This window comes from Okeania sp., assembly GCF_983059655.1.
The window spans coordinates 61698-87067 of the sequence record NZ_CEZPJD010000001.1 but is presented as its reverse complement, the minus strand read 5'-3'; the positions used below and the strand labels follow the sequence as shown (position 1 = coordinate 87067).

16 protein-coding genes and 1 other RNA gene are annotated in these 25370 nt (G+C 34.2%); 11 read left to right on the top strand and 6 right to left on the bottom strand.

Going from position 1 to position 25370, the window contains the following annotated elements; translation table 11 throughout:
- Nucleotides 1–108: 108 nt before the first annotated feature.
- Nucleotides 109–1041 carry an AraC family transcriptional regulator gene (locus tag AC3DU7_RS00340; protein WP_488037380.1) on the top strand — a complete coding sequence of 311 codons (933 nt, stop codon included), beginning with the start codon at nt 109–111 and terminating at the stop codon, nt 1039–1041.
- A gap of 243 nt (nt 1042–1284) precedes the next feature.
- Here the strand turns inward: AC3DU7_RS00340 and AC3DU7_RS00335 are convergent, their stop codons facing one another.
- The gene (locus AC3DU7_RS00335) at nt 1285–1488 is read right to left on the bottom strand and encodes a hypothetical protein (RefSeq protein WP_488037379.1); all 204 of its coding nucleotides are present in this window, start codon (nt 1486–1488) and stop codon (nt 1285–1287) included.
- Nucleotides 1489–1572: 84 nt separating this feature from the next.
- Entirely contained in the window at nt 1573–1725 is a 153-nt protein-coding gene (locus tag AC3DU7_RS00330) for a hypothetical protein (protein ID WP_488037378.1), read from the bottom strand.
- Between the two features lie 351 nt (nt 1726–2076).
- Between AC3DU7_RS00330 and AC3DU7_RS00325 the strand changes: the two genes are divergently transcribed.
- The 3 genes from AC3DU7_RS00325 to AC3DU7_RS00315 all read left to right on the top strand — a co-directional run bounded on the left by AC3DU7_RS00325 (nt 2077) and on the right by AC3DU7_RS00315 (nt 4683).
- Nucleotides 2077–2202, top strand: coding sequence for a hypothetical protein (locus AC3DU7_RS00325; RefSeq protein WP_488037377.1), 126 nt, complete (start codon nt 2077–2079; stop codon nt 2200–2202).
- Between the two features lie 483 nt (nt 2203–2685).
- Nucleotides 2686–3717, top strand: a complete 1032-nt coding sequence (locus AC3DU7_RS00320; RefSeq protein WP_488037376.1) for a leucine-rich repeat domain-containing protein — start codon at nt 2686–2688, stop codon at nt 3715–3717.
- 336 nt (nt 3718–4053) lie between these two features.
- The gene (locus tag AC3DU7_RS00315) at nt 4054–4683 is read left to right on the top strand and encodes a hypothetical protein (RefSeq protein WP_488037375.1); all 630 of its coding nucleotides are present in this window, start codon (nt 4054–4056) and stop codon (nt 4681–4683) included.
- 991 nt (nt 4684–5674) lie between these two features.
- Here the strand turns inward: AC3DU7_RS00315 and AC3DU7_RS00310 are convergent.
- Entirely contained in the window at nt 5675–6892 is a 1218-nt protein-coding gene (locus tag AC3DU7_RS00310) for a lipid-A-disaccharide synthase-related protein (RefSeq protein ID WP_488037374.1), read from the bottom strand.
- Nucleotides 6893–7708: 816 nt separating this feature from the next.
- Here AC3DU7_RS00310 and corA point away from each other — a divergent pair.
- The 6 genes from corA to AC3DU7_RS00280 all read left to right on the top strand — a co-directional run bounded on the left by corA (nt 7709) and on the right by AC3DU7_RS00280 (nt 15231).
- Nucleotides 7709–8875, top strand: coding sequence for a magnesium/cobalt transporter CorA (corA, locus tag AC3DU7_RS00305; RefSeq protein WP_488037373.1), 1167 nt, complete (start codon nt 7709–7711; stop codon nt 8873–8875).
- A 348-nt stretch (nt 8876–9223) separates the two neighbouring features.
- Nucleotides 9224–9611, top strand: an RNA gene (gene rnpB / locus AC3DU7_RS00300) — RNase P RNA component class A.
- A 629-nt stretch (nt 9612–10240) separates the two neighbouring features.
- A complete protein-coding gene (locus AC3DU7_RS00295; RefSeq protein ID WP_488037372.1) occupies nt 10241–11077 on the top strand; it encodes a thiazole synthase in 837 nt (278 codons plus the stop codon).
- Nucleotides 11078–11150: 73 nt separating this feature from the next.
- A complete protein-coding gene (gene psb34 / locus AC3DU7_RS00290) occupies nt 11151–11324 on the top strand; it encodes a photosystem II assembly protein Psb34 (protein ID WP_124145780.1) in 174 nt (57 codons plus the stop codon).
- A gap of 603 nt (nt 11325–11927) precedes the next feature.
- Nucleotides 11928–14051 carry a tetratricopeptide repeat protein gene (locus AC3DU7_RS00285; RefSeq protein ID WP_488037371.1) on the top strand — a complete coding sequence of 708 codons (2124 nt, stop codon included), beginning with the start codon at nt 11928–11930 and terminating at the stop codon, nt 14049–14051.
- A 493-nt stretch (nt 14052–14544) separates the two neighbouring features.
- Nucleotides 14545–15231 (top strand): response regulator transcription factor, encoded by a 687-nt coding sequence (locus tag AC3DU7_RS00280; protein ID WP_488037370.1) that lies wholly within the window; start codon nt 14545–14547, stop codon nt 15229–15231.
- Between the two features lie 1311 nt (nt 15232–16542).
- On the opposite strand, the gene hemG is transcribed toward AC3DU7_RS00280, so the two are convergent.
- The 3 genes from hemG to AC3DU7_RS00265 all read right to left on the bottom strand — a co-directional run bounded on the left by hemG (nt 16543) and on the right by AC3DU7_RS00265 (nt 21726).
- The gene (gene hemG / locus AC3DU7_RS00275) at nt 16543–17979 is read right to left on the bottom strand and encodes a protoporphyrinogen oxidase (RefSeq protein ID WP_488037369.1); all 1437 of its coding nucleotides are present in this window, start codon (nt 17977–17979) and stop codon (nt 16543–16545) included.
- A gap of 1144 nt (nt 17980–19123) precedes the next feature.
- Entirely contained in the window at nt 19124–19348 is a 225-nt protein-coding gene (locus AC3DU7_RS00270; RefSeq protein ID WP_124145778.1) for a DUF2811 domain-containing protein, read from the bottom strand.
- 803 nt (nt 19349–20151) lie between these two features.
- A complete protein-coding gene (locus tag AC3DU7_RS00265) occupies nt 20152–21726 on the bottom strand; it encodes a cryptochrome/photolyase family protein (RefSeq protein ID WP_488037368.1) in 1575 nt (524 codons plus the stop codon).
- 1514 nt (nt 21727–23240) lie between these two features.
- On the opposite strand from AC3DU7_RS00265, the gene AC3DU7_RS00260 reads away from it, so the two are divergent.
- Nucleotides 23241–25361, top strand: a complete 2121-nt coding sequence (locus AC3DU7_RS00260; RefSeq protein ID WP_488037367.1) for a sensor histidine kinase — start codon at nt 23241–23243, stop codon at nt 25359–25361.
- Nucleotides 25362–25370: the final 9 nt, after the last annotated feature.

Genomic DNA, 25370 nt, shown 5'->3' with positions numbered 1-25370 from the left:
ATCGGACATATCATTAGACAACAACTGTTAAATTAGTATGCAGTGAATACTATATACTGGTCAGCCAATATAAAAAATAGTCAATATCAGTAATATTTAGGGTTAAAAATGGACAGCAAACCATGGTCTCTTCCAAACGTCGAATGGTCGCCTACAATTAAAAGTCGATTTGAAGTTCTAAGATTGGCGGATTTTAATCGGCGAGGGATTCCTACTGACCACGATCCTCGACAAGCTCACCGCATTAACTTTCATGCTTTGATTTTGTTTACAGAAGGGCAGGGAATCCATGGTGTTGATTTTATTGATTACTCTGTCAAGACCGGGACATTAATTCATGTTTGTGCCAATCAGATACACCATTTTGGTCATTCTCAGAAATTAAATGGTTTAATGGTAGTGTTTTTACCTGCTGCCTTGCCTAGCAATTTATTAGGAATGCCAACCAGTATTTCGAGTTTCTTATCTTGGTCTACCATGCAATACATTTGGCCATCAGTCACATCTCTTAAGCCTTGCCAAGCCCAAATTCTTAAACAACACATCGAACTATTGGACATTCATCAAACAATGAAATCTATTCAGCTTTCGCAACCCGCTGCTCAATATCTACTGTGGTCTGTGATAGCTTTCGCATTTCAGGCTGCTGTGGAATCTGGAAAACATCACCAGGGCAAGCTTATAGATCCGAGGTTTCTAGAATTTGTTGATTTGCTGGAGCGATCGTTTGAGTTTTGTCGAAATGTGAAATGGTATGCTGCTCAGATAAATTGTACAGATAGAACACTTTATCGCATATGCATGGCAACCGTTGGAAAATCTCCTAAGACAATTACGAATGAGCGGGTTGCAGTTGAAGCACAACGCAGATTGCTTTTTAGCAAAGCAACTGTGAAAGAGGTGGGATGTTCTTTAGGATTTGAAGAGACGACTAATTTTATTAAGTTCTTCAGACGCCTTGTTGGAAAGAATCCTGATGAATTTCGGATGTCATTAAAATCAAGCACTACTCCCAAGTCAAAAGTTAAAAATCATCTCTGATACCAAATATCAGAAAGTTTACTATATATCTTGGTGATGGGAAATGGAAAGATAGGCAAGCAAATATACCATTACTATTCAGAAATGGTATGAGTGAGTTTTCAGTTAAATCAAATCTAAAACTAATATAAGCTGTAACATTTTGACAGTGAAAAGTTACAGCTTATATAAAATTATATTCAGAAAAATAACTTGTTTATGAGTGTTGAAAATCAAAGATTATCTCCGCTTCGATGGAATAAATTATTGACCCAGATTGCTCCATAAAGAAGCTGGATGGGGAATAATATTAGATTCAACTTGAGAGTTTTGTTCAGAGGATTGAGTTAGATAAACACGGGTTGCACTATAACTAACAATGAACATGGAAAAAGCCACCAAGAATGTTACTACAACTCGATCTAAACCAGATATATTATCTAAGTGCTGAGAGTATTGAGATTTCATAGAATTTAAGTCTCCTCAATTCCTTACTTTTTCATTATCTCAGATATTTTTGTATTAACAGATACTTTTAATAAAAATTTATCTTTAAGGTTCTGGGAACTGACTAATTTGTAGAGGCAATGCAACTTGCTCAGTTAAAGAGATTGGAAGGTCTGCTTTATGGGAAATGATTCCATGACCTACTCCAGTGATTATTCCTAAAATGGCTGGTAATACAAAAGAAGCGAAGTTGTTCATTGATGATTACTAGAGAAAGTAAGACTATATCATCTCAATACTGGTATGTTGAATTCTGTAACAAATTTTACATTTTAGTTGAATTTTGTTAAGCAATCTAGTACAATTTTCCAAATTACAGATTTTCAGAACCTACGCATAACTACTAGATATAGTATAGTAAACAGCAGTTATCCTCTACAGATGGTGTATGATTTGAGATTTTGCGTAATTCCTAGTTTTAAAAGTTTTGTGGAATAGGCATCTTGCCCATTCCTGATATTTTAACCACAGACAGGATACCCACCCCACTTAATATTAATCCAGCCCCTCAACAATGCCAAACAGTGAGTATTGGGACATTAATTTAGTTTGCGAGTCAAACAAGCGTTCGATCGCGAAGGTATTAGTATTGGTGTATCGTGGCGATCGCTATCTGTGAAAAATTTATCTGATTTCACTAATGGAAAACAAGATGCTAATTATGATGATTTATAACGCGAGCAAGATGCTCGCACTAATTGTCAAACACCAACCTAGGGGTTGCCATACCTTACAGCGGTTTTCATTTCGGTTAGTTAGACTACATAGAATGTCCCTATAGAAGCTCTAACCGTATCTTTGCTAATTTTGGGTTTTTAGGCCAAGAAGTGAGGATATTGATATTTAATTACTATAGATAGATATCTCCAACAATCAAAAATAAAATCAATTATTGCACTGTTATTCATCAATTCTTTCCCCCTAACTCCCTACTCCTTACTCCCTACTGTCTATGGGTGGAGGAGATGCTTAATAGATCCGTTTAGGGGTTCTATAGAGTTTTGATTGTGACGTGAGGTCATCAATATGAAAAGCGCTGTATGGAATAGTTATTCTGCCAAGATTTTAAGATAAATGCTATGTCTTAACAGTTTTTTCAACACATAGCATTGATTATAATTACTTTAATATTAATAAAATTTTGGAGTAGAAGGCACAATGAAAAGACTCAAAGTAATCTTTTTGGTAATTTCTATTTGGGTAGGAATACTGCTGATGCAACCTTATTTAAGGGCTAACTCTACCTCGCCAGAAAATTTTTCTACCTTTACAGAATGGTGTTTAAATCAAACAAATATTTCTCCCACTTCTCAATATACAGTTAAAACTCTCTTGCAAAAAGCCAGAACTAATGACTGTATTGAAGCAAACAAAAAACTTTCTAGTCTTTCTGCCCTCTCTCTTAATAATAATTATATTGTAAATCTCGCTCCTGTATCCAGCCTGAAAAATATCACAAAACTATCCCTAAATGCTAATCAAATTCAAGAATTATCCCCTTTATCTAACCTTCCTAAGTTAACTCATTTATTTCTTGATAGTAATAAAATTGAAGATATTTCTGACTTGTCTAAATTAACTAACTTAACCAAACTTGAACTCAATGATAATAGAATCAAAAATATATCTCCTCTATCTAATTTAACTAAGTTAACTAATCTGAGTCTAATTTTTAATCAAATTGAAAATGTATCTTCTCTATCCAAGTTGACAACATTAACTGAACTAAATCTTGGAGTTAATCGCGTTATAAATCTCAAGCCTCTAGCGAATTTAACCAATTTAACTCATCTATATCTTAACGATAATCAGCTTAGAAAAATTTCGCCCTTATCTAATTTAACTAACCTCACTAATTTGTATTTGTATCGCAATCAAATTAGTGACATTTCTTCTCTTTCTAACCTCACTAATCTAACTTATCTTAATCTGAGCGATAATTACATTGCTGAAGTTTCCAACCTTTCTAGTTTAAAAAATCTGAAAATTCTAATTCTGGTTTTCAATCAAATTCAAAAAATTGATTCTTTATCAACTTTGACAAATCTTAGTTTTCTGGATTTAAGTCGTAACAGGATTACAGATATTAATTCTCTTTCAACTTTAATTAAATTAGATGTACTGAATTTACGAAATAACCCAGTTGCTAAAATTTGCCCCCTCCAACCTGAATCAATTTGTCGTTTTTAAAAGAAGGAAGAAGGAAGAGGGAAGAAGGAAGGAATAGGGAAGAAGGAAGGAATAGGGAAGAAGGAAGAAGGAAGGAATAGGGAAGAAAGAAGAAAGAAGAAGAGAGAAAATCTTGTGTTTGAAGTTTTTTTTTATTTTTTGAGCTGCTTCTTACAGAGTAAAATCATTAGCTAATTTTCGAGCGATCGCCTATATTGAACAGCTTAAAAATAGAGTCTAGTTTGCCTTTTAACTGCTAACTTAAAGTATAAACCCAACTTAATTCTTCAAGTTGACTAAAATTTCAAATAAAATATATAATTAGGTAAAGATTACTCTTAAATATCAGGAATAATTATGTGGCCTAAATGTATAAAAAAGCTATCTCCTATCAAGGGCAATTTTAGCGAAGAAATGCCAAAGTTGTTGAAGGTTGCTTTCAACGAAAAAGGGATATTTAATGAAAACGAAATGTTTATGCCTGTTCGTATAGTTAATATTTTAGGTTGTTGCAGTACAGCGATGTACTTTGACTGTCCTAATATCCCCGACCATCATTTGTTTGATGCCGAAACAGAAGAAGACAATCCAGACTATGATACAGGAAGATACGACTGGTTCGATTTTGATATTGTAGGAATGGATGGAGAATTTTTGCCACTACGGATGGTTTGTAATGTAGGTGATGCTGACTGTAATGATGGTTTTTGGGGGGTTGTTTGGGAGCGCAATACAGAAGATATTATTGCCAATATTATCAGTAGTGGTGATTGTGAAACAACGATAGAAGCTATTTCAAAGCAACACATAAATATGTATGAGTCTCAGGAAATTTTAATTCCTAAAATTTTTGATAATATCGATAGTGGTCTTTTAGATTATATAATAGCTGCTAAAGATCTAAAGTTAGAGAAAATTATACGTTTGGCGATTCAGTTTTTTTATGAATGGAAGTTCTATTATAAATCCTATATAATCGACAAATAGTGATAATGATATAACCGATCTATATGAAGATAAATAATGGAATAAAATTTATAGATAACGATGATGAAGTAGAGGATTGATTTAATTGAAAAATTGCCCGATCAAATCAAAATAGTCGGCAGTCTCAATTGAAATAGGAATTAAACTTTAATCTATTATTATTAAACATCTCCAGAAAAGAGGGAGCAAGGAGTAAGGATTAGGAGGAAATAATTGATAATTTATGTGCAATAATTAATTTAATTTCTTATGATTAGATATGTCTATTGTGTGACTATCTATATTCTTTTTACTAAGTAGTAAAAATTTAATCAAAGTAACTCAGAGCAAAGTAAAATAATTCTGTTTTTCTATAAAATTTTCCTGAAATATCCTAATTTTAATTAGGGATTGCTGATTAAATACCAAAGCATTGACTGATATGGGTTTTAGGCAAATTATATCTGAACAAAGTATAAGGTTAGAAGAAGCTTAAGTAAAAAAAAGAAGTAAAAGCCGAAAAATCACTCTGACTATTGTTTAGGCTGCTAACTCTGTGATTCCCATTTATTTTACATCTTAACTACTGCCTACTGTCTACTCCCTACTCCCTACAAAAAGCAACAAAGACTTTCCATACGCAAACCCTAATTATCTTTTTATTTTGGGTTTAATACCAAGCGTGATAAATGTTTGCTACAAATAGCTAGGGTATTTCTTAGGAGTCACCGAGTCACTTAACCAGAATGAATAGCTTCAATAGAATTTTTTAGGTCATAAATTCTCTTTTTTATCAGAGAGACATTTCTTGCAAAATCTTTCGGTCGCGTCAGCGGAAGGGAGTTCTATCACACTTATTATTCCTAATATTCTTTTTTCAAATTCGTATAATACCCCGCTGTCTACACAGTTTTTACAATTGGTTGGAGTTTGAGTCCACATCCATTTTTTCCTTTTTTTCTTCTTCCTTCTTTCTTCTTTCTTCTTCCTTCTTCAAGGGGATTTTTTTTTCCTATTCTCTACTCAAATATTGAATTAAATAATCGGCTATTTTCTCACTACCACCAGGTCTGCCCATTCTTTCCATACCATTACGAATACAAACTTCTAAATACTTCTTATCTGCCAAAGTTTCTTTTACTTTTTGAGCTGCTTCTTGCAGAATAAAACTACTAGCTGGCTCTTTACCAATAACCTGTACTGAACAACCTAAAAGTCGAGTTTGAGCTTCTGCAAACCTATAAGTAAATGAAGGACCTTTACCGGGAATAGTAATTACAGGTTTTCCTAATCCTACTGCTTGTTCAATTGCAGTTCCCGCCATCCCAATTACCAAATTTGATTGTTGTAAAATATCGGCAAAAGCGTCCTCATAACAAATTACTTCTATTGAATATTTCTCAGTTAAAAACGTCAATTTACCTGCTTGATATTGCCAATTTTCTAAAATAGTGTCTCCTGCGGAATACTGTGTAAAAGCTTCTAATTCAGATATTAAAATAGGAACAGCAGCTACCCGAAACTGACAAACATTTTCTCCCATAACTTTGACAATTTCTCTGACCAATTTAAGTAGCAAAGATAAATTTCTACCAGCCTCCGGTAAACGAGAGCCAGGTAAAATACCAATAGTAAATAATCCAGGTTTTAGCTGTAAATCTTTTCCTGTAGAAATTAAATTATCCATCACAGGCGTACCGACAAATTCTGCCTTTTTTATTCCTTGTCGCTTTAAATCCTTTGCAGTCAAAACATCTCTAACAAAAACTTTTAAACATCTAGAATTATTCAATAATTTTGGCAATATTAAACCCAAATTAATTCGACCTTCATAATAACTAGAATCAGCCGAAAGAAACACCACATAAGGCATTTTTGTCCAGTAAGCGATCGCTGCAACTACAATATCTCCAGTAGCCATAACTAAATCACAGTTTTTCGTAAATTGCCGAACTATTTGTAACTGTCGCCAAGTTAAACTAATTAATCCCTGCCCCAAGTCTTTAAATAATAATAAAGGGTTCAAATAAAAAAAACCCCCTGATGGCATATTTGCTGTAGGGCTAATAATTGGTACTCCTAAATTTTTATAGCTATTACCAGCACCAACAATAGGCATAGCTGATATAGTTGTATCTGAGCAAATTTTTGTAAAAGCTTTAATAATTTGACAATTATGTGTATCTTCTCCGTGACCATTACTTAAAAATAGAATATTTTTTGTTTTCATAATTATTATTGAGGCAAATATAAATTTTTTAAGTTTTCTAATTGTCAAAATTAAAGACAAGAAAAAGAAAGTTTTTGACCACTAATGAAGTAGACATGATATAACATCAATTTTAAAAAATGTAGCAATCAAGAATTAATTAGATGTGAGAATTGATGTTTTCCTTTGAAATATAGAATATATAGCAATCCTGAATAAGTTGCGACAAATTAAAAAGTAGATAAAAAAACTGAAACTCTTACCTGTTCCCTGTTCTCTCTCTTGGTCAGCATTCCGCAAGCGAGCTGACGGCGACCCGGGGTCTGACCACTATTCCCTAAAAAGTAGTAAGATTTTTGATACGAATAAAATAGGATTGCTATAGCAGTTATCTTATCCTTATATATTAGTTTTTTTTCTTATTCCCTATTCCTTAAAACAAAGGTCTCTAATATCTCGTAACTAAAATCATATTGCTATATTTCAACAGCTTTTACCAAAAAAGTAAAGTTAAAAGGAACTCACTTTATCTGACTTTATTTAGGGTTTGCTGAAAAAGTCTTTTTGCTAAAGCAGGGAGTAGGGAGTAGGGAGTAGCTAAAACTCAAGATTTGGAGCGAGTTGTAGAGGAGGTAGGATGAAAAATTATCCTTTTCCAACTCTGCACAACTATACGCCAAAATACCAACTTTTTGAGCCTTATAAGGCGAAAATTAGGTACTTTTTCACGTTCTAAAAAGGCATTGACCTTTATCTATAAAGACTTTTATATTTATTCAGCAAGCCCTATTTATCAAGTTTAAAATTTTTAGAAGTAGTACTTATAGTTTTTAAATTATGGCAAATTCAATCAATGTACACCCTAATTCTCATGAATTACCTTCAGAGGAAGAAGAATCTCATGTTGACTATTATTATGACGATCCAGAAGATTTACCCGGAACTCTGGATTTAGAACCTGATGCTCTACCCCCAGAAATGGCTCTGATAGATTATACAGAAAATATAGCCAACAGAATAAAAATAATAAACCCAGAAGTTTGTGTTCCCTACCTAAAATCAGAATCAGTTTCTTGGATTAATGTTCTTGGTTTGGGAAATCAAACATCTTGGCAACAGATGGCAAAAGTATTTCAAATACATCCTCTGAATGTTGGAGATATTGTTAATGTACCACAAAGACCTAAAGTTATACATGACAAAAATCAACTCATAATTATTGCCTGGATGGTAAGAATAAAATCAGATTCAGAACCATTTGACAAAGAGCAAGTCAGTATTATTTTAGGAGAAAAACATTTAATCACAGTCCAAGAAAATCCTGAATATGATTGTTTAAAACCTGTACGAGAAAGAATCAAAAATAATCGAGGAATTATTCGGAAACAAAAAGTAGATTATTTAGCTTACTCTCTAGTAGATACAATTATTGATGGATTTTTTCCTGTATTAGAAGAATATGGAGAACGGATAGAGATATTAGAAGATGAAGTAGTATTTAAACCGGACCGTCATACCATGCAAAAAATATATAAATTGAGGAGAGAATTATTAACACTGCGTCGAGCTATTTGGTCATCAAGAGAAGCACTTAATATTCTGATTCGAGATGGTAATAATTTAATAAATCCTGATGTACTAGTTTATTTTAGAGATTGTTATGAACATACAATTCAACTCAGAGATATAGTAGAAAATTACAGAGATTTAGCTTCGGATTTAATGGATATTTATTTGTCCTCTGTCAATAATAAAATGAATGAAGTAATGAAGCTATTAACTGTTATTTCATCAATTTTTATTCCATTAACTTTGATCGCCGCAATTTATGGGATGAATTTTTATCCTGGAGAATCTCCTTGGAATATGCCAGAATTAGACTGGTATTATTGTTATCCTCTTTGCTTAGTAATAATGTTTTCTACTGCTATTAGTTTGATTTACTTCTTTTGGCGAAGAGGATGGTTCAAAAATCTTTCAACTACTATCAAAGCAGAAGATTAGGAGACATTAACAGCCAATAATTTCTTAAAATTGTTTGGGCAATTAATTTTTGATAATATACCAATGCAACATTATTTGTAAAAAATCTCAGGATATATAAAAACTCTGAAACTTTTACTGAAAAATCGTGGTCTAAAGCCTCCCATTTTCAGGGGATAAAAAAAGAAAATTCCGTATTTTCTTGCCTTCTTATTGCATAGGTACTGATAACTGAACTCCCTACTCCCTATTTTCTGGAGATGGCTAATTGGAAAATATTAATTTTTTCTATACTTATCATCAAAATAATTCTGAGTAAAAAATTAACAATAGGTGATTTATTTGATAATATATTCTAAATATAGGAATAAAGTAGGCGAGGCAGTTGCGGACTCAATCTATTGGGTCTGAGGAAAGTCCGGGCTCCCAAAAGACCAAGCTTGCTGGATAACGCCCAGTGCGAGTGATCGTGAGGATAGTGCCACAGAAAAATACCGCCCTAGAGATGAGATATTATTCAAATTTCTGAGGTAAGGGTGCAAAGGTGCGGTAAGAGCGCACCAGCAGTATCGTGAGGTACTGGCTCGGTAAACCCCGGCGGGGAGCAAGGTCGGAGGGGCAATGGTTGGTCTTTTTCCAGCTCCGTTGTCAAGTGTACCGCTAGAGGTGTCTGGTAACAGGCATCCCAGATAGATAACTGCCCTCTTAGCTGGTTTTAGTTAAGGGAACAGAACCCGGCTTACTCCCTACTTTTTCCTTATTTTACACTTTTATACGAATTAATCTTCAGCTTTTTTGATATTATTTAGACCTTGTTTTTAAGGCTGTTAATCTAGATTAATGAACAAAAACATATCTATGAGTTTTAGAAAAAAAATTTATAAATTATTTTGTAGGTTAAGTAATTAATATAGCAATTCCCACACTTATGAGGTACAAAATTTTCGGTTTGAGGGAATAGGGAATAGGGAACAGGGAATAATAAAGATCATAAAGATAACTGTACCTCACGACTTTTGGAAACGCTATAGTTAACATTTAATTATTCCGAAAAAAAGACTGTTTCTATTTTTTCTATTTATTGAATAGGCTTTAAATATTATATTATCTAAGTAATGGGTTTTCAGCAATACTTTTAATTCTATAAAGCTGATCGCTGAATGCTTATTTCAATACCTAGTAGAAGAGGACGAATAATTAATCAGTTACAAAATCCTAAAAGCTTTACTAAGCAATACTTTTGAATTTTGATGTCTGCCCCACTTTAATTATATGTAATCTCAATCCATAATTTCTTAATACTTATTTGACAAATAGTCTCTCAAATTTTTGAAAAAATAATAATAATTATCCACTTACAATATCTGTAAATATCACAATTCAGCAATGCAAATAGCAGAAAAACTAACTACACAAACTCTAGAACAACCTCTAATTATCGCAGGTAAAAAATTTAGCTCCCGTCTCATGACAGGTACAGGCAAGTATCCCACCATAGAAAAAATGCAGCACAGTATAGAAGCTAGTGGATGTGAAATAGTAACTGTGGCAGTACGACGGGTACAAACTCAAGCTCCTGGCCATGAAGGTTTGGCAGAAGCTATAGACTGGACAAAAATCTGGATGCTGCCAAATACCGCAGGTTGTCAAACGGCTGAAGATGCTGTGAGAGTTGCTAGACTGGGACGAGAAATGGCTAAATTATTAGGTCAAGAAGATAATAATTTTGTCAAACTTGAAGTTATTCCCGATCCTAAGTATTTACTTCCAGATCCTATCGGTACTCTACAAGCAGCAGAACAATTAATAAAAGAGGGTTTTGCAGTTTTACCTTACATTAATGCTGACCCACTATTAGCTCAAAGACTTGAAGAAGCTGGTTGTGTCACAGTTATGCCTCTGGGTTCTCCTATAGGTTCTGGCCAGGGAATCCAAAACGCAGCTAATATTAAAATAATCATTGACAATATTAAGGTTCCCGTAGTTGTAGATGCAGGAATTGGTACTCCCAGTGAAGCAACTCAAGCAATGGAAATGGGAGCAGATGCCTTACTAATTAATTCAGCGATCGCTCTAGCTAAAAATCCAGCAGTAATGGCCAAAGCAATGGGAATGGCAACGGAAGCAGGACATTTGGCTTATTTAGCAGGAAGAATACCCAAAAAAGATTATGCGATCGCCTCTTCACCATTGACTGGAAGGATTAATTCGGCTCAGAGCTAGTAATAATTTCCTATATTCACCAAATTATATGTTAAGCTAAGTAAAGATAAAAAAAAAATAAAGGATCTAAATCATGCCATATACAACAGAAGAAGGTGGACGTCTGAATAACTTTGCAGCAGAGCCAAAAATGTATCAAGCGGACGCTCCAGATCAAAAACAACAAATGAACTATTTAGTTTTAGGAACTCTAGGAGCTGTATTAGTAGGTAGTTTAGTATTTGTTGCTTTTTCTGTTTCTGCTTAAACTTTAGATATAAATTATTTAATGACTCAACCAGGTTCTTGAATTTTCAGGAGTCTGGTTTTTTATTAAGTAGGTAGGCGTTAAAATAGTAATTAGGGCTTGATAATTATTTAGCGGGGGTAGGACATGGGGAAACGGAGACGCGGGGACGCGGAGATGGGAGAACAGGCAACAGTTTAGACTATCTGCTACGGCCAAATCTTCGGCATCGTCAGGGGAAAAATATTAGCATTTTGAGCCTACAATAGCCAAAAACCTTGCACTTTTTCAAGACCGAAAAAGGCTAAAGCCAATATCAGTAAATGCACGCGATATTTAATCGGCAAGCCCTACTTAGTTATTTTTCATGTCTGCCTAACTTACCGAAAGATTCTGGTCTAAAGTATCCCTTTTTAAGGAGATAAAAAGTGGTTGAGGGATAGCGAGGTCCTCGTCATATTCCAATCAACCAAGAGAAAAGAGAATATTTCTGATGTCAAGTCTCCTTATGGCAGAAGTACTGATAACTGATAACTGATAACTGATAACTAATAACTGATAACTGATAACTGATAACTGATATTTAGAACTGTGATAGACATTGGGTTCACAACAATTTCTCAATTGAACTGGCAAATCTATCAACGCTTAAAACAAGCTTTATCATTAAATCTACGTCGCCAAATTTTTATAGCTGTATGTGATAATCAACAACTAAGAAATAACCTAGTTGAAAACTTAGAAGTAGATTTAACCAGTACCATCGACTACACAGAAAAAACGCCCAATAACAATAAAAATATTTTATTTGTTACTCTCAACTTAAATCTAAATCATCCTAATCCAGTAACTCAAATTAACCAATGGCTTACCGAAAATCCTGAATATCAAAAAACACAAGAATATCAAATATTAGGATTTCAAATTATTGGAGTAGAAAGCTTAACCAAACAACCTTCAACAGTTCAATGGTCATTTATTAGTAATCTCAAAAAAATAGAAACAAATCTATCTACCCTAGAATCCAGTATATTACTTTGGATTAATCGACCTTGGCTCAATACTATCAAACAGTCCGCCCCAGAATTTTGGCATTGGCACACAGGAATATTTGAATTTGAAGGAGATCCCACCCCCATAGCTCCTAGAAAAAATAAGTCATCATTGCCAAATCAACAAAACTCTCAATCTTTCTTATATCCAAAAATTAGCCCACCTTCTATCAATACTGTAAGACCATTAATGGCATTAGAACAAAAGTCTTACACTGCTATTGATGTTGAATCAAAAAATCTGACAGTTCATCTTCTTCCTCCCGCTCCACAAAAACTGCCCGAGTTTCCCATTGGCCTTAACCAAGACAGGGAGAATATACCACAGCCACAGTGGGAATTAACTGAACTAGCAAATTTAGTATGGTCAGAAATTTCCAGAAAGTCTGGTGAAGAAAAAACATCCCTAGAAAAACAACAGTTTCAAATTCTCAAACAGATTCAAGATTTAAACAAGTCCAAATATCCATCCCCAGAGCTAGCCATAGGTTATCAAGCTTTAGGGGACTTTCATCGCGATCGCGTCTTAGCAGGGGAAGTCTCAGAACAAAGTCTAATTATTGCCATTCGTGCTTATGAAATGGTAATTGACTGGACATTTCAAGATACAGGACATAAGAGCCAATTTTCTGCATCCCAAATTCCTGTTCTTGACATTCTTAACGATCTTGCCACCCTTTACTGGATGTTATCTCGTCAAATCAAATCTAGTCAGTCTGATTCATTAATTTATTTAGAGCGCAGCATTATTTTATATCAAATGGCTATAGGTGAGATTAACCCATCTCAGGAAGAGACTTATGCCAGATTACAAAAAAACTTAGGTCTAGCTTATGGAGATTTAGCTAATTACCAGGAAGCAGAAAAGAATTGGGAAAAATCAGTTATGGCCTATCAAGAAGCAATCTTGTACTTAGATACAGTGACTCATACTCAAGATTATGCTTCGACTTTAAATAATTTAGGTGCAGCTTATTGGAATTTGGCTCAACATACTCAAGCAGTTGCTCATTTGCAAGGGGCAATTTCAGCTTATGGTGAAGCTATTGATTACTTTACGCCAGAAATTGAACCTCTCAACTATGCTATGATTCAAAATAATTTGGGCATAGCTTATTGGAATTTAGCTCAATTTCAACAAGACTCATCAGAAACTTTGATTTTAAAGGCTGTTGATGCTTATTTAGAAGCTTTAAAATATCGAACTCCAGAAATTGCTCCCCTTGCTTGTGCTGCGACAAAAAATAACTTAGGTACTACTTATTGGCATTTGGCCAATCAATTTGAAAAACCTCAAATACGGAATCAACTTTTTCATCAAGCGATCGCTGCTTATTCCCAGGCTGTTACTATAGCTCAACGTTTTTCTCCTTATCAGCTTACTTTTGATTTATTGGCCACTTATAATAATATTGGACTTGCTTATTATCAAATAGTTATAGAAGCCGACATTACATCAGACAAAGATAGTCAAATGAGTAATTTAAAATCTGCTTTGGATTATCACTTACTGGCTTATACTGAAGAGCAACAAACTAATATTAATAATGAAATAGTACAAGGAAAAGAAACTACTGTGAATTATATTGTTAGGACTATCCGTACATTTTACAATAAGTATGGAATACAAGGGCAAAATGTAGCTCTTACCAAGATTCCTAGGGATATGTTACCTAAAATTTTAAGTATATTGTAATAAAAAAGATAAAAAATATAAGTTATAGTATTATTGCTGCAGAGGGATGAAATCTACAAATTAGTCGATCGTTGTGATAACTCAGACTAAGAATTAGTTTCAGTAAGTTAGTGTTGCTATGATATAATAACTTAGGTATGTTTAGTTGTAAGTATAATTAGTGATGAGTATAAGTACTGTACTTGTCCTATTGCTCATAGTTAGTTAATACCTAACTATTAATCAAATTTCAACTTCTCAAAAATATATCTAAAAAAAATTGTCTCAAGAAAAAATTTTAAACTTTAGTTCTTGATTAGATTAAATAAATGACTAAAATAAATTAATTTAAGCTTTAACTGATCTTTTAGGTTTAGTTATAAGCAATAATCAAAACCATACTTTAGTTTGAAAAGAAAATAACTTTTCCACTTTGTTTGAAGAATATTGCTAATTCTTAATTGAGAAAAGCAATCTAATTATATCGTACTTAGTTTATCCTGATATTTATGTCATGGCCCCTGTAAAAATCCTTGCGGTTGATGACGACCCAGCCATCCGAACTTTAATTCATCGGTATTTGAGTCAACAAAACTATCAAGTAGAGTCTGCTGGAGATGGTAAAACAGCTCTAGAATTATTCAATAAATTTTCACCAGACTTAGTAGTGTTAGATGTAAACTTGCCTGATACAACAGGCTTTCAACTTTGCAAAAAAATGCAAAGTCATACAAACGTATTTGTGCTAATGTTAACCAGTCTTGCAGATGAGGATAGTAAATTACACGGTTTTAAAGAGGGTGCAGATGATTACATCACAAAACCTTTTGGTTTAGTAGAATTAGGCGCTCGTGTCGGAGCCATACTAAAGCGTCAGAGATTAGTTTCCAACTTACAACCTGAGGGTATCCAATTAGGAAACTTGACAATTGATCCTCAGAGTAGAGAGGTGAAAGTAGATGGAGAATTAATTGCTTTGACGGCCCTGGAATTTGATATATTACACTGCCTAGCAGGTAAACCTGGCCGTGCTTGGAAGCGGTCTGATTTAATCCAGGAAGTCTGGGATTATGAATACATGGGAGATGAGCGAGTTGTTGATGTGCATATTGGCCAAATACGCAAAAAGCTAGAGAATAATAACGACAATCCTCCAAAGATCAAAACAGTTAGAGGTATTGGCTATAAGCTTGATGTTTGATTGAGATAATCATACATACATTAAGCTCAGAAAAAAGCTCAATTTGAACAGATAATATTACCAAAAAAAGTTAGGTTAATTGAGAATTTTGTAAGGGTTAACGGCCGTTAACCCCTACCATGATTGTTGATTATGGATTAAGTCCTGATTTAAGTATCAACGCAAAACATTAAGTTTTTCAAACTTACCTTCATCTGCTTACCATTACATTTCAGCAACACCTATTTTTTCTTCTGACATCATGTCCGCTTAATTAGGGCTTGCTGATTAAATACCTTAGCGACAGCTTTGCGTCAGCAAAAGCATTGACTGATATTGGTTGTAGGATTTTTTTGTCTCAAAAAGTGACAGCTTTTCGGTGGCAAGAGCTGCATAAAGCTAGTATTTTGTCAGGCAACGGCGGAAAAATTGGGGGATAATTATTCCAGCTACATATTCTGTAATCCACCATTTCTCCTGACTATTGACTAATGACTACTGACCACTACGAAGACAAAAAGACTTTATCAGCAAACCCTAATTAGGGCTTGCTGATAAAATATCAAAGCTTTGATAGATAAAGGTTTTAGCCTTTTTAGAACGAAAAAAAGTGCAACTTTTTAACCCACATTCCGCACGACAAAATGTAGTATGCAAAGATGGCAAAACTTGAGTAAGTATTTAGACTTATAGTATGGGGTAAGAAGCGATATAGCTGCCGCTAGGCTCCGCCAACGCAAATCATCAGTTGCCGGAACTCACCAATAGACATCTCCAAAAATTGCCAAAATTTCTCTATCACTTGAGCGATCGCATCTTAATCATTGTCAAGTGATTTTGTTTTACACTATTATTCAATCGTTGATTATTTTTGCCGTCTACCTGTTTTTACCTCAAGTTTCTTATTCTTAGAGTAGATAGTATCTTTGACAACTTGGAGGAAAAAACTTTAATAATTCTAAACGTTCTAGAGTCAAATTAGATATACTTTTAACTCCGGAATTAATCAATAAATGAATAGACTGAAAACATTGAAACCTGCATTCCGCACCACAAACATACTACAAGGGTATTTTTAACAAAGAAGGTGGATTACAGCCTCCATTATTGATAATAAGTGTTAAGAATCTGTGTAATATGTATTTTTACTTATAGTCTCCATAATTATTGCTAGCCAAAGCTTTGAATGTTTATTCTAAAAACTACATCTTGTGCTGCGGAATGTGGGATAGATCCGACTACCTCCTCTAAATTCCCTATTCCTTCTAACTTCTGATTTTTAACTTTTGACTTCTAACTGTTGCCTCCCAACTCCTTTCAAACTCTGAAATATCAAGTCTGCAAACCTTGATAAATCTCAGTAGCTACTTCTGTGCCACGGCGAACACAATCTCCCAAAGCTATACCACCAACATAATTACTGCACAGATATAGACCAGGGAGAGATTTTAAACCATTATTAATCCTATCCAATCTAGAATTATGGCCTAAATTATATTGAGGAATAGCACGAGACCATAAATGCACCGCAAGAACTTTTGGTTGTTCGGCATCCTGTTTTAACAGAGTTTGACAAAGGTCTTGATGTACCTGTGCCACGATCGCTTCACTCTCTAACTGAGCAATTTCCGGGTCTGTTGCACCCCCAATAAAATTAGTAAAAATTTGCCATCCTGGAGGTGTTCTACCAGAAAATAAAGTAGAAGACCAAATAGTACCAAGAGTCCGGATACCTTGACTTCTAGGAATCAAATTACCAAAACCGTCTATCTTAACCTTGATAGAAGTATCAGGATATGCCAAGACTACACAGGCAACAGGAGGATAATAAAATTCATTAAAGATAGAAGCAATTTCAGGTTGCAAAGTTTTAAATAACTCTGCACAAACACGAGCAGGAGTCGAAAGAGAAATAGTACGAGTTTCTATTTGCTCAGTACCATTGGGAGTAGAAAATTCTGCTATATAAGTTTGTTGTTCAGTCCGGTGAATACCAGTAAGGTGCCAATTTAATTTAACTGCTTCTCCTAAATAAGAGGCGATCGCTTTTGGTAATGCTTCCAAACCACCTCGAAAAGAACCCAATTCACCAGTTTTAGTCTTAGGAATATTAGGATCGGGAGCAACCTTGAACTTACGATTTCTTTTGGCAGACAGCAAAGCACCAGCTAAAAGTCCACCACCTAAGTCAACCATTCGAGCCATTTTAGCAAAAGCGGCAGCAGCACTCAGTTGACTAGGGTCGCCTGCATAAACACCAGAAACAAAAGGTTCTACAAGTCGCTGCATCACTTCAGCACCAAGATGTCTCTGGAAAAATTGAGATACAGTTTCTTCTCCCCCTTGCTCTGAGAAATTGCCAATAGCAGGTGATACAAAGCCCAAAGCACCAACTAGGGCGCGTAGCTTACCACCATCACTCAGTAACTTAGACTGTAGCATAGCTGTTGGACTCATGGGCACTGGTAATAATTGACCATTCCAGTAAACATAGCGAGGTAGTTTGCGATCGGCAAAAACTAGCTCTTGCTTTAGGCCAACATCTACAGCCAGCTTTAATAATTCTGGTGTGGGAGAAAAACTATTTGGCCCTTCTTCCCAAAGAAAGTCTCCTAAAGAAACTGTTGTGATATTTCCCCCCACTCGATTTTGGCTTTCAGCAACTAAAATCTTTAACGGGGAATTGTTACCTAATTTTGTCAGTGCATGGGCTAAACTTAACCCACTAATACCTGCGCCAACAACTAAGACATCTAAAACTTCAGTCATTTTTTCCTAAGAATATAGTTCTACTATTTAGTATTCAAGCCTAGCTTGTTCAACAATTAATAATTACCTCTTCTATAATAGAAGGATTGGTTAAAAGGATTTTTTTTCGGTTATGTAAATTACTTTAGTCTCAAAGTTTGATGCTTTTAGATCAATTCTGATTTAATTTAGGGCTTGCTAAAAAAGTCTTTTTGCTCTTCGTAGTAGTCAGTAGTCAATGGTCAGGAGAAATGGTAGATTACAGAATATGTAGCTGGAATAATTGTCCCCCAACTTTTCCGCCGTTGCCTGCCAAAATACTAGCTTTATGCAGCTCTTGGCACCGAAAAGCTGTCACTTTTTGAGACCAAAAAATCCTACAACCAATATCAGTCAATGCTTTTGCTGACGCAAAGCTGTCGCTAAGGTATTTAATCAGCAAGCCCTAATTAAGGTAGTGGGAAAAATGTTTCAGATTTGCATTAGTTGAAAATAGTGCAAACTTATACCAATTTCATAAAATATTGCAAAGCGTGAGGACACAGGGAACAGGGAACACCGGAGCTGGGAACAGGGAACAGAGAAAGAAAAACATAAATATTAAAGAGGAAAAAAGGTGGAAATTTTAGAATTTATGGAATTTATAATTTTTTCTTTTAAGAAGAAATCACAAATTAAGATGTAACTGCCTTTTTTGAATTTGGTATTACAACATTTCCTGTTGTTATGAGGTATGAAATTTTAGGTTTGAGGGAACAGCGGCGCGACTGCGTCGGCGTTAGATGCAAGCTGTCAGACCCCGCGTTGCCGTCAGCTCGCTTGCGGAATGCTGACCAAGAGAGGGAACAGAAAAGAATAAAAACGACTGTACCTCATAGCTTCGGAAACTACTATGTTTCATCTTCCTTGTGTAAACATTTCCTGCTAAATGTTTACCTTCTTATTTCAAAATTATTTTCTAGTATTGAACTTTGAAATAGCTCTGCTCTAAAGCAGAGCTGATACCAAATCCGCATATAATAAAAGGTGTTAACTACATAACTAATATAGATACACCTTTTTTTTAACCAGGATTTGGTATGAATCCATACATATAAAAATTTAGTAATTTAGAATACATTAGCATGAGCAGCAAAGATAGGTTCAATATCTGTACCACTACTGCTTATACATGATGTTGGAATAGAGTTTCTAGGTAAACTCTAGCAGCTTGTCGATAACAAAGAGATGTTTCTGGTGTACCGCTATCTCCATTTTGTAATAAGAATAGTGACAAAGCTGCTGAAAATACACGGTCTTGATCCCAGTCAGGGTGGGTTTCTAAGTAGGTTTTAAGAGATTCATGGAGTGCTTCAGGAATTTCGGCCAAAATACTAACGCTTAAGTTCATGTTTAAGTAAGATTCTCTGTATATTTTTTCTTCTTCATAGTCCCTAGTTGTGGCCAAAAGCCACTGACTTTGAACTACCAATGTCGCACTATTGTGTACTAAGGGGGGGTATAGTTGTCAATGTAGAGAAATGTTACAGCAGGCTTTCAACAAATAAAAGATTTACGAAATAATCAGTATTTCGGGGTACTTTTTGTTATAAAACTTTATAAAAACTGGTTAATATGAAGCTGTTTACTACCCACTGAACAAAATCCCCAATTCATTTGCAAGAGTATTATGATGTCGTTGAAGTCTGTGGAAAAACCTGTTTAATCTGTGGAAAACATTGAACTTGCTTGTGGAAATACTGTGGAATCTATGTGGAAAATTATGGCAAAAAATAAGAATTCTGAACTCTTTGCTAAAGTCAAGTTTAAACAGTCAAAAGTCATATAGCGCTATGTACAAGGAAACAGGCAACAGGGGGATACAAAAGGTCTTCAGCTTCTATTCATGCAAAATACCTTAATGCGTAGCGCTATATAGCCAATTTTTCCCTTTTGGCCTCTGCTATAACAGAAGCAATAAGGAAGAATTTGGCGTTGTCTGAGTTTTAAGCTTTTGAGATGTCAAATAGAGTAGACCTCTTGCAAAAGTGTTAATTAAATCAATTCAAGACTATGAAATAAAAAATTTCATCTCTCTATTCCTTATTACCGAATAATTAAGGTTTAAAGCCTTTCCTTTAAAGGGGAAAAAAGAAAAAATTTTCCCTACTGCGTCAATCCTATCCGTTTTCAAGGAGAGGTAATTATTAATTATTAATTATTAATTATTAATTGTTGAACTATTCCTTGACTTCTGCAAGAAGTCCTTTGAGAGTGCCATTTTTCTGCTTTGAGATGAATGTTTTCTAATTCTTCAGAGTCCATTTTATCCAAGTTAGCCAAAACAAAGTTCATACGGCCCTGGGATTTAAGTTTATCCCGATTTCTGGCCAGAAAATCCCAATAGAAATAATTAAATGGACAAGCTTGTGAATTATTACCCTTGTTTTGAGGTGATGCAACTCGAACTTTCCAGTTGTAAACACAGTCTTTACAATAATCGCTCATTTTGTTGATGTAATTTGCAGAAGCAGCATAAGGTTTTGATGCCAGAATACCTCCATCAGCAAATAATCCCATTCCCAGAACATTAGTTTGCATAACCCAATCATAAGCATCAATAAATGCTGCATGAAACCAATTTTCTATCTCTTGAGGAGAAATACCAGAAATTAAAGCAAAATTACTCAATACCATTAAACGTTGAATATGATGAGCATAACCTGTATTTTGTACTTGAATTAGAACTTGATGTAAACAATTCATATCTGTTTTATTAGCATCCCAGAAAAACTCTGGAAGTGGTTGATTATGGTTAAACCAATTAGACTGAGAATATTCATCATCCATGAGAAGATAAACGCCCCGCATATATTCTCGCCAACCTAAAATTTGCCGAATAAAACCTTCTATACTATTTAGTTTTAATTGTTGATTGTAATAAGCTGACTCTACTTTTTTAATTACTTCTAAAGGATTTAGTAAGCCAAGATTAATATATGGAGAAAGTAGAGAATGCCATAAGGTTTCTTCCCCTGTTACCATAGCATCTTGATAATCACCAAAATTAGGTAAGCTATTTTGAATAAAATTGTCTAGTACTTGCAGTGCTTGTTGACGAGTTACCGCCCAACGAAAAGGCTCTATTTCTCCATATTTAGTAAAGTTCAAATCTTTAACTTTATTAATAACTTCTCTAGTAATTTTATCTGGTTTAAACCATAAAGTTTGTGGTGTATTTAATTTGCCTTTGGGATATTTGCGGTTTTCTTTGTCAAAATTCCATTTTTCTCCTACAGGTTTATTTTGATGCATTAAAATTTTCAAACGTTTGCGTCCTTCTCGATAAAAATCTTCCATTAATAAGCGTTTTCTATTTCTAGCCCATTCTTTAAATTCTGTTTCATGCCAAATAAACAAATTATTAGGAATTATTGTAATATCGCAGGGAATTTGGAGATTTTTAATGACTTCAAGAAAAGGTTTGTCATTGGGTTTCATTACCCGTAGTTCAGTAATTTGATTAGTTTCGATCCATTGTTTAAGTGGTGTTTCAAAATCTGTGGATTGTGTGTGTGTCACTTGCCAACCTGCTTGACGTAACTCAACAGCAAAATGACGCATAGCGGACCAAATTAAGACCAATTTTTGCTGATGGTATGGTCGAACTTGGATATGTTCTAAGGATTCAATCATAATCACAAAAATATTATCTTTTTCAGTACAACTTTGAAGAGCTGCTTGATTAATATTGATTTGGTCTCCTAAGACCCAGATTCCTATATTCATAAGTACAGTTTGTTGAGTTTGAAATTTTTAGATATGCTTTTCAGGATATTCTAAAGATGATGAGTATCAACTACAATTATTTAATAATTGATCAAAATACTGGTGGCAGTCTATAAATATTATTGACGAGAGATTTAAAGTTAACAAAAAAATGAAGTAATTATCAATTATCAATTATTGAACATCCCACCCTACAGGAAGCTCTGCTAACGACCGCTTGCTGTGTTGCGCCGAAGGAGGATATGACCGCTTGCGTCTGTCGCCGACACAGGGTTACACCACTTCTTTCTTCCTTCTTCTGCTATGTAGGGTTTGCGCTTCACTAGTCTTTTTTTCAGAGGAGTAGCCAGAATCCAGAATTCAGAATCCAGGAGGAATGAGATTCCGAGAAGAAATAGCCAGAAGAATCTTCCCTTGATTTTCTAACCATATTTTTGCCCAAAACCCAGATTTTTGAACTGGAACTACCTAAAAGCTGATACTCCCTTAGTACCTGCAAAGTCTGAAACCTTTGCCATTAAAAACTTTGATATTTAATCAGCAAGCCCTATGTAAGATTAATCAATTCTACAAAAAATCAATTAAAATTATATTTCTATAGTTTTTTCAAATGAGATGTAAATCTAGATTGAGCTTTTTTCTAATCAAAAAATCTTGTCTTGAGTATCCATGAATTATTGTGCAAAGCTATTATTTAATACTGTTTTTTCTTCTTTATTGTTCCCTTTTCCCTTTTCCCTGTTTCCTTTTGAGTAATAATCTGTTTCCGCATTTCCAATTAAAAGGCTATATAAGTATCCAGTTTAATCTGATTTGCTACCTACTTATTTCATTGTTTGCCTTAATTTGATTCTTCGTTATTTCGTTATTTACTTATTAACCTTACTATAGCAATCAGGAATGAGTTGTGAGAATTGAGATGTTCCTTAAAAGTGTAGAATATAGCAATTATTATATTCATATGATACGTTTTTTTTCTCTTCTCTGTTCCCAGTTAAGTGTTCCCTCCATACCTAAAAATTTCCAATATCTCACAACTCAAATCATATTGCTATATATGGCAGCTATCAAAGAGATACTTTATAATGAGTATAACTACATATAAGAAATTTCTCTGAAAAATCTCTAACATATATAACTTGAAATGTAATTAGTTATGTGATGAAAGTTAATTTGTATTATGAATATCGCAGGTTTTTGAGTTTAGTGCTTTATATTGTCTGGTGCAGGATGGTGGAAATAACTGACCAGTGAAAAAATTCTAAAACAATTACAAATCAATACTTTTAACTTTTAACTTTTGACTTTTAACTTCCGCGTAGCGGTACTAGGCAATATTATCAAATGCGGTATACCATGGAAGAGTAAATATATAAAAAACTCAAATAAAATTAATTGAATTCTGATAAGTTCCATATTCATAGATAATAATTATAGTTTTCGGAGATACTCAGAAGTAAAAACACAAATAATTGTCAAAATTGCTGCAAGTTGCAGCTTGAGTAAAACATCCTATGATTAAGCAAGTTCAATCCTCCTTCCGTAGGATTCTGCTGTCGCGAATTTTACTAATTACTGTACCAGTATTAATACTGGGGCAGTATATCATCTACAGAAAAGCACGTTCTACACTTCTAGACACTGCTCGTCAAAATCTGAAAGAAAGCGCAGACAGAAAGGCCGAAGATATTAAACAATGGGCTAAATCTCTAGAATCTAATCTAGTTAATGCTAGCGAAAGTTATGTACTTCAATCTGGTCAAACTGAAGAGTATCAAAAATATGTTGAGAAGTTATACCAAATGTTACCAACTCAGGTAAGATGCGTTCAATTGAGTAACTTACAGACTTCTGAGATTATAGCTAATACTTGTGATGATGAATCAATAAATCCTCCATCACTAAATATATGGCCTCCGCAGCATAGACAGCTAGTTAGAGAGATATCTAATGTTGACATAAGTTATATATGGCCAGAAGAGTTAAACCCAGATAGTTTCTCAAGTGATGATACGGTTACTCAGAAAAAACAAGTCAGTTTAGGTTTGAGTGTACCAGTATATGTTGCTAAAGGTAGTGAAAGACAATTGCGTTATGCTTTGAGCATCAAGTCAGATTTACCAATGCAAACTAATAGAAGAAGAGGTTCACTGACAGGTTCAACTGTAGTAATCAACTATCAAGGTACAATATTAGCTAGTCCAGATCCTAATAGAGTAGGGCGTAATATTTCTGATGGACCAGGTGCAGAAAGGTTAAAACATATTATCAGAAATGCACAGGAAGGTAGAAAAGATTTTGCCCACATATTCTCTTTTGAAGAAATAGATGTTTCAAAAAATAGTAATAGTAATCCTCTGAGAGAATTTATTGATGAATTTAAAAAGATATTACCTGAATTATTGGGGCTCAAATTATCAGCAGATGATGAATTTTTAGTAGGATATGCACCAACTTCTAGTCCTGTAGATCGTTATGATGATCGACAGTGGATTGTTTTAGCTATTACACCTATAGACTTTGCTTTATCCGGTCTTAGAGAAGTTCAAAAAGTACTAATCATTATGATTTGTGGTTTAGTTGCTGCTAGTGTTATAGCAACTATTTACTTGGCTCGTGATTTAGCTCGTCCTTTGGAAAAACTTAGAGATTATGCTCTTGCTGTCAATGATTTAGACTCTCCCAATAAAGTGCCTAGAAGTTTAATAATTCGTGAATTTAATCAATTAGCAATTGCATTAGAGAGTATGGTATATAGACTTAAAAGGTGGGCAGATCAACTAGAAGTTACTTCTAAAGAAGCTCAAGTTGCTAACCAACTAAAAAGTGAATTTTTGGCTAATATTTCCCATGAATTAAGAACTCCTCTCAATGGAATTATTGGCTCTATTCAATTGATTTATGATGGATTTTGTGACACGAAAGAAGAAGAAATGGAGTTTTTGAAACAAGCTAATGATTCTGCCATTCATTTACTAGGAATTATTAATGACATCCTAGATATTCGTAAAATTGATTCAGAAACTTTATCGATATATTTGAAGGATGTTGATATTGGTAAATTATTACACGAAACAATAGATTCATTTAGAAAAGATATTGAACAAAAATCTTTATTATTAAAATTAAATATTCCTGAACAAGTAATAATTGTTAACGCCGATCAAGAAAAGTTGAAACAGGTATTTGAAAATGTGATTGGTAATGCAATTAAATTTACGGAAAAAGGAAGTATTAATATTTATATTATCCAAGAATACAACAACTATATTGTTGCTGACAATATCAATAATTTATCTGATAATTATGCTGGGAAAGAACATCGAGTTTTAGTTAAGATTGAAGATACGGGAATTGGTATTAGTCCAGAGGAGCAAGATAAACTATTTCAGCCTTTTGTGATGGTAGATGGTACAAAAACTCGTAAGTTTGGAGGAAATGGGTTAGGGTTAGCTATTTCTCGTGGTCTAATGGAAATGATGAATGGCAGTATTCATCTCTACAGTGAGGGAGTAGACCTAGGAACCACAGTTGATATCATGATGCCAATCAAGGAAAAACAAAGTATTCAAACTGAAATGCAATTAAATTCTCAGAGTGAATTAAACATTGCAGAAAGACGGATGAATTACTAAGGTAGTCAT

What these genes read in the sequence shown, in the direction of transcription:
- AC3DU7_RS00340 (WP_488037380.1), top strand. Translation starts at nt 109, where the DNA reads ATGGACAGCAAACCATGGTCTCTTCCAAACGTCGAATGGTCGCCTACA.
- AC3DU7_RS00335 (WP_488037379.1), bottom strand. Translation starts at nt 1,488, where the DNA reads ATGAAATCTCAATACTCTCAGCACTTAGATAATATATCTGGTTTAGAT.
- AC3DU7_RS00330 (WP_488037378.1), bottom strand. Translation starts at nt 1,725, where the DNA reads ATGAACAACTTCGCTTCTTTTGTATTACCAGCCATTTTAGGAATAATC.
- AC3DU7_RS00320 (WP_488037376.1), top strand. Translation starts at nt 2,686, where the DNA reads ATGAAAAGACTCAAAGTAATCTTTTTGGTAATTTCTATTTGGGTAGGA.
- AC3DU7_RS00315 (WP_488037375.1), top strand. Translation starts at nt 4,054, where the DNA reads ATGTGGCCTAAATGTATAAAAAAGCTATCTCCTATCAAGGGCAATTTT.
- AC3DU7_RS00310 (WP_488037374.1), bottom strand. Translation starts at nt 6,892, where the DNA reads ATGAAAACAAAAAATATTCTATTTTTAAGTAATGGTCACGGAGAAGAT.
- corA (WP_488037373.1), top strand. Translation starts at nt 7,709, where the DNA reads ATGGCAAATTCAATCAATGTACACCCTAATTCTCATGAATTACCTTCA.
- AC3DU7_RS00295 (WP_488037372.1), top strand. Translation starts at nt 10,241, where the DNA reads ATGCAAATAGCAGAAAAACTAACTACACAAACTCTAGAACAACCTCTA.
- psb34 (WP_124145780.1), top strand. Translation starts at nt 11,151, where the DNA reads ATGCCATATACAACAGAAGAAGGTGGACGTCTGAATAACTTTGCAGCA.
- AC3DU7_RS00280 (WP_488037370.1), top strand. Translation starts at nt 14,545, where the DNA reads ATGGCCCCTGTAAAAATCCTTGCGGTTGATGACGACCCAGCCATCCGA.
- hemG (WP_488037369.1), bottom strand. Translation starts at nt 17,979, where the DNA reads ATGACTGAAGTTTTAGATGTCTTAGTTGTTGGCGCAGGTATTAGTGGG.
- AC3DU7_RS00270 (WP_124145778.1), bottom strand. Translation starts at nt 19,348, where the DNA reads ATGAACTTAAGCGTTAGTATTTTGGCCGAAATTCCTGAAGCACTCCAT.
- AC3DU7_RS00265 (WP_488037368.1), bottom strand. Translation starts at nt 21,726, where the DNA reads ATGAATATAGGAATCTGGGTCTTAGGAGACCAAATCAATATTAATCAA.
- AC3DU7_RS00260 (WP_488037367.1), top strand. Translation starts at nt 23,241, where the DNA reads ATGATTAAGCAAGTTCAATCCTCCTTCCGTAGGATTCTGCTGTCGCGA.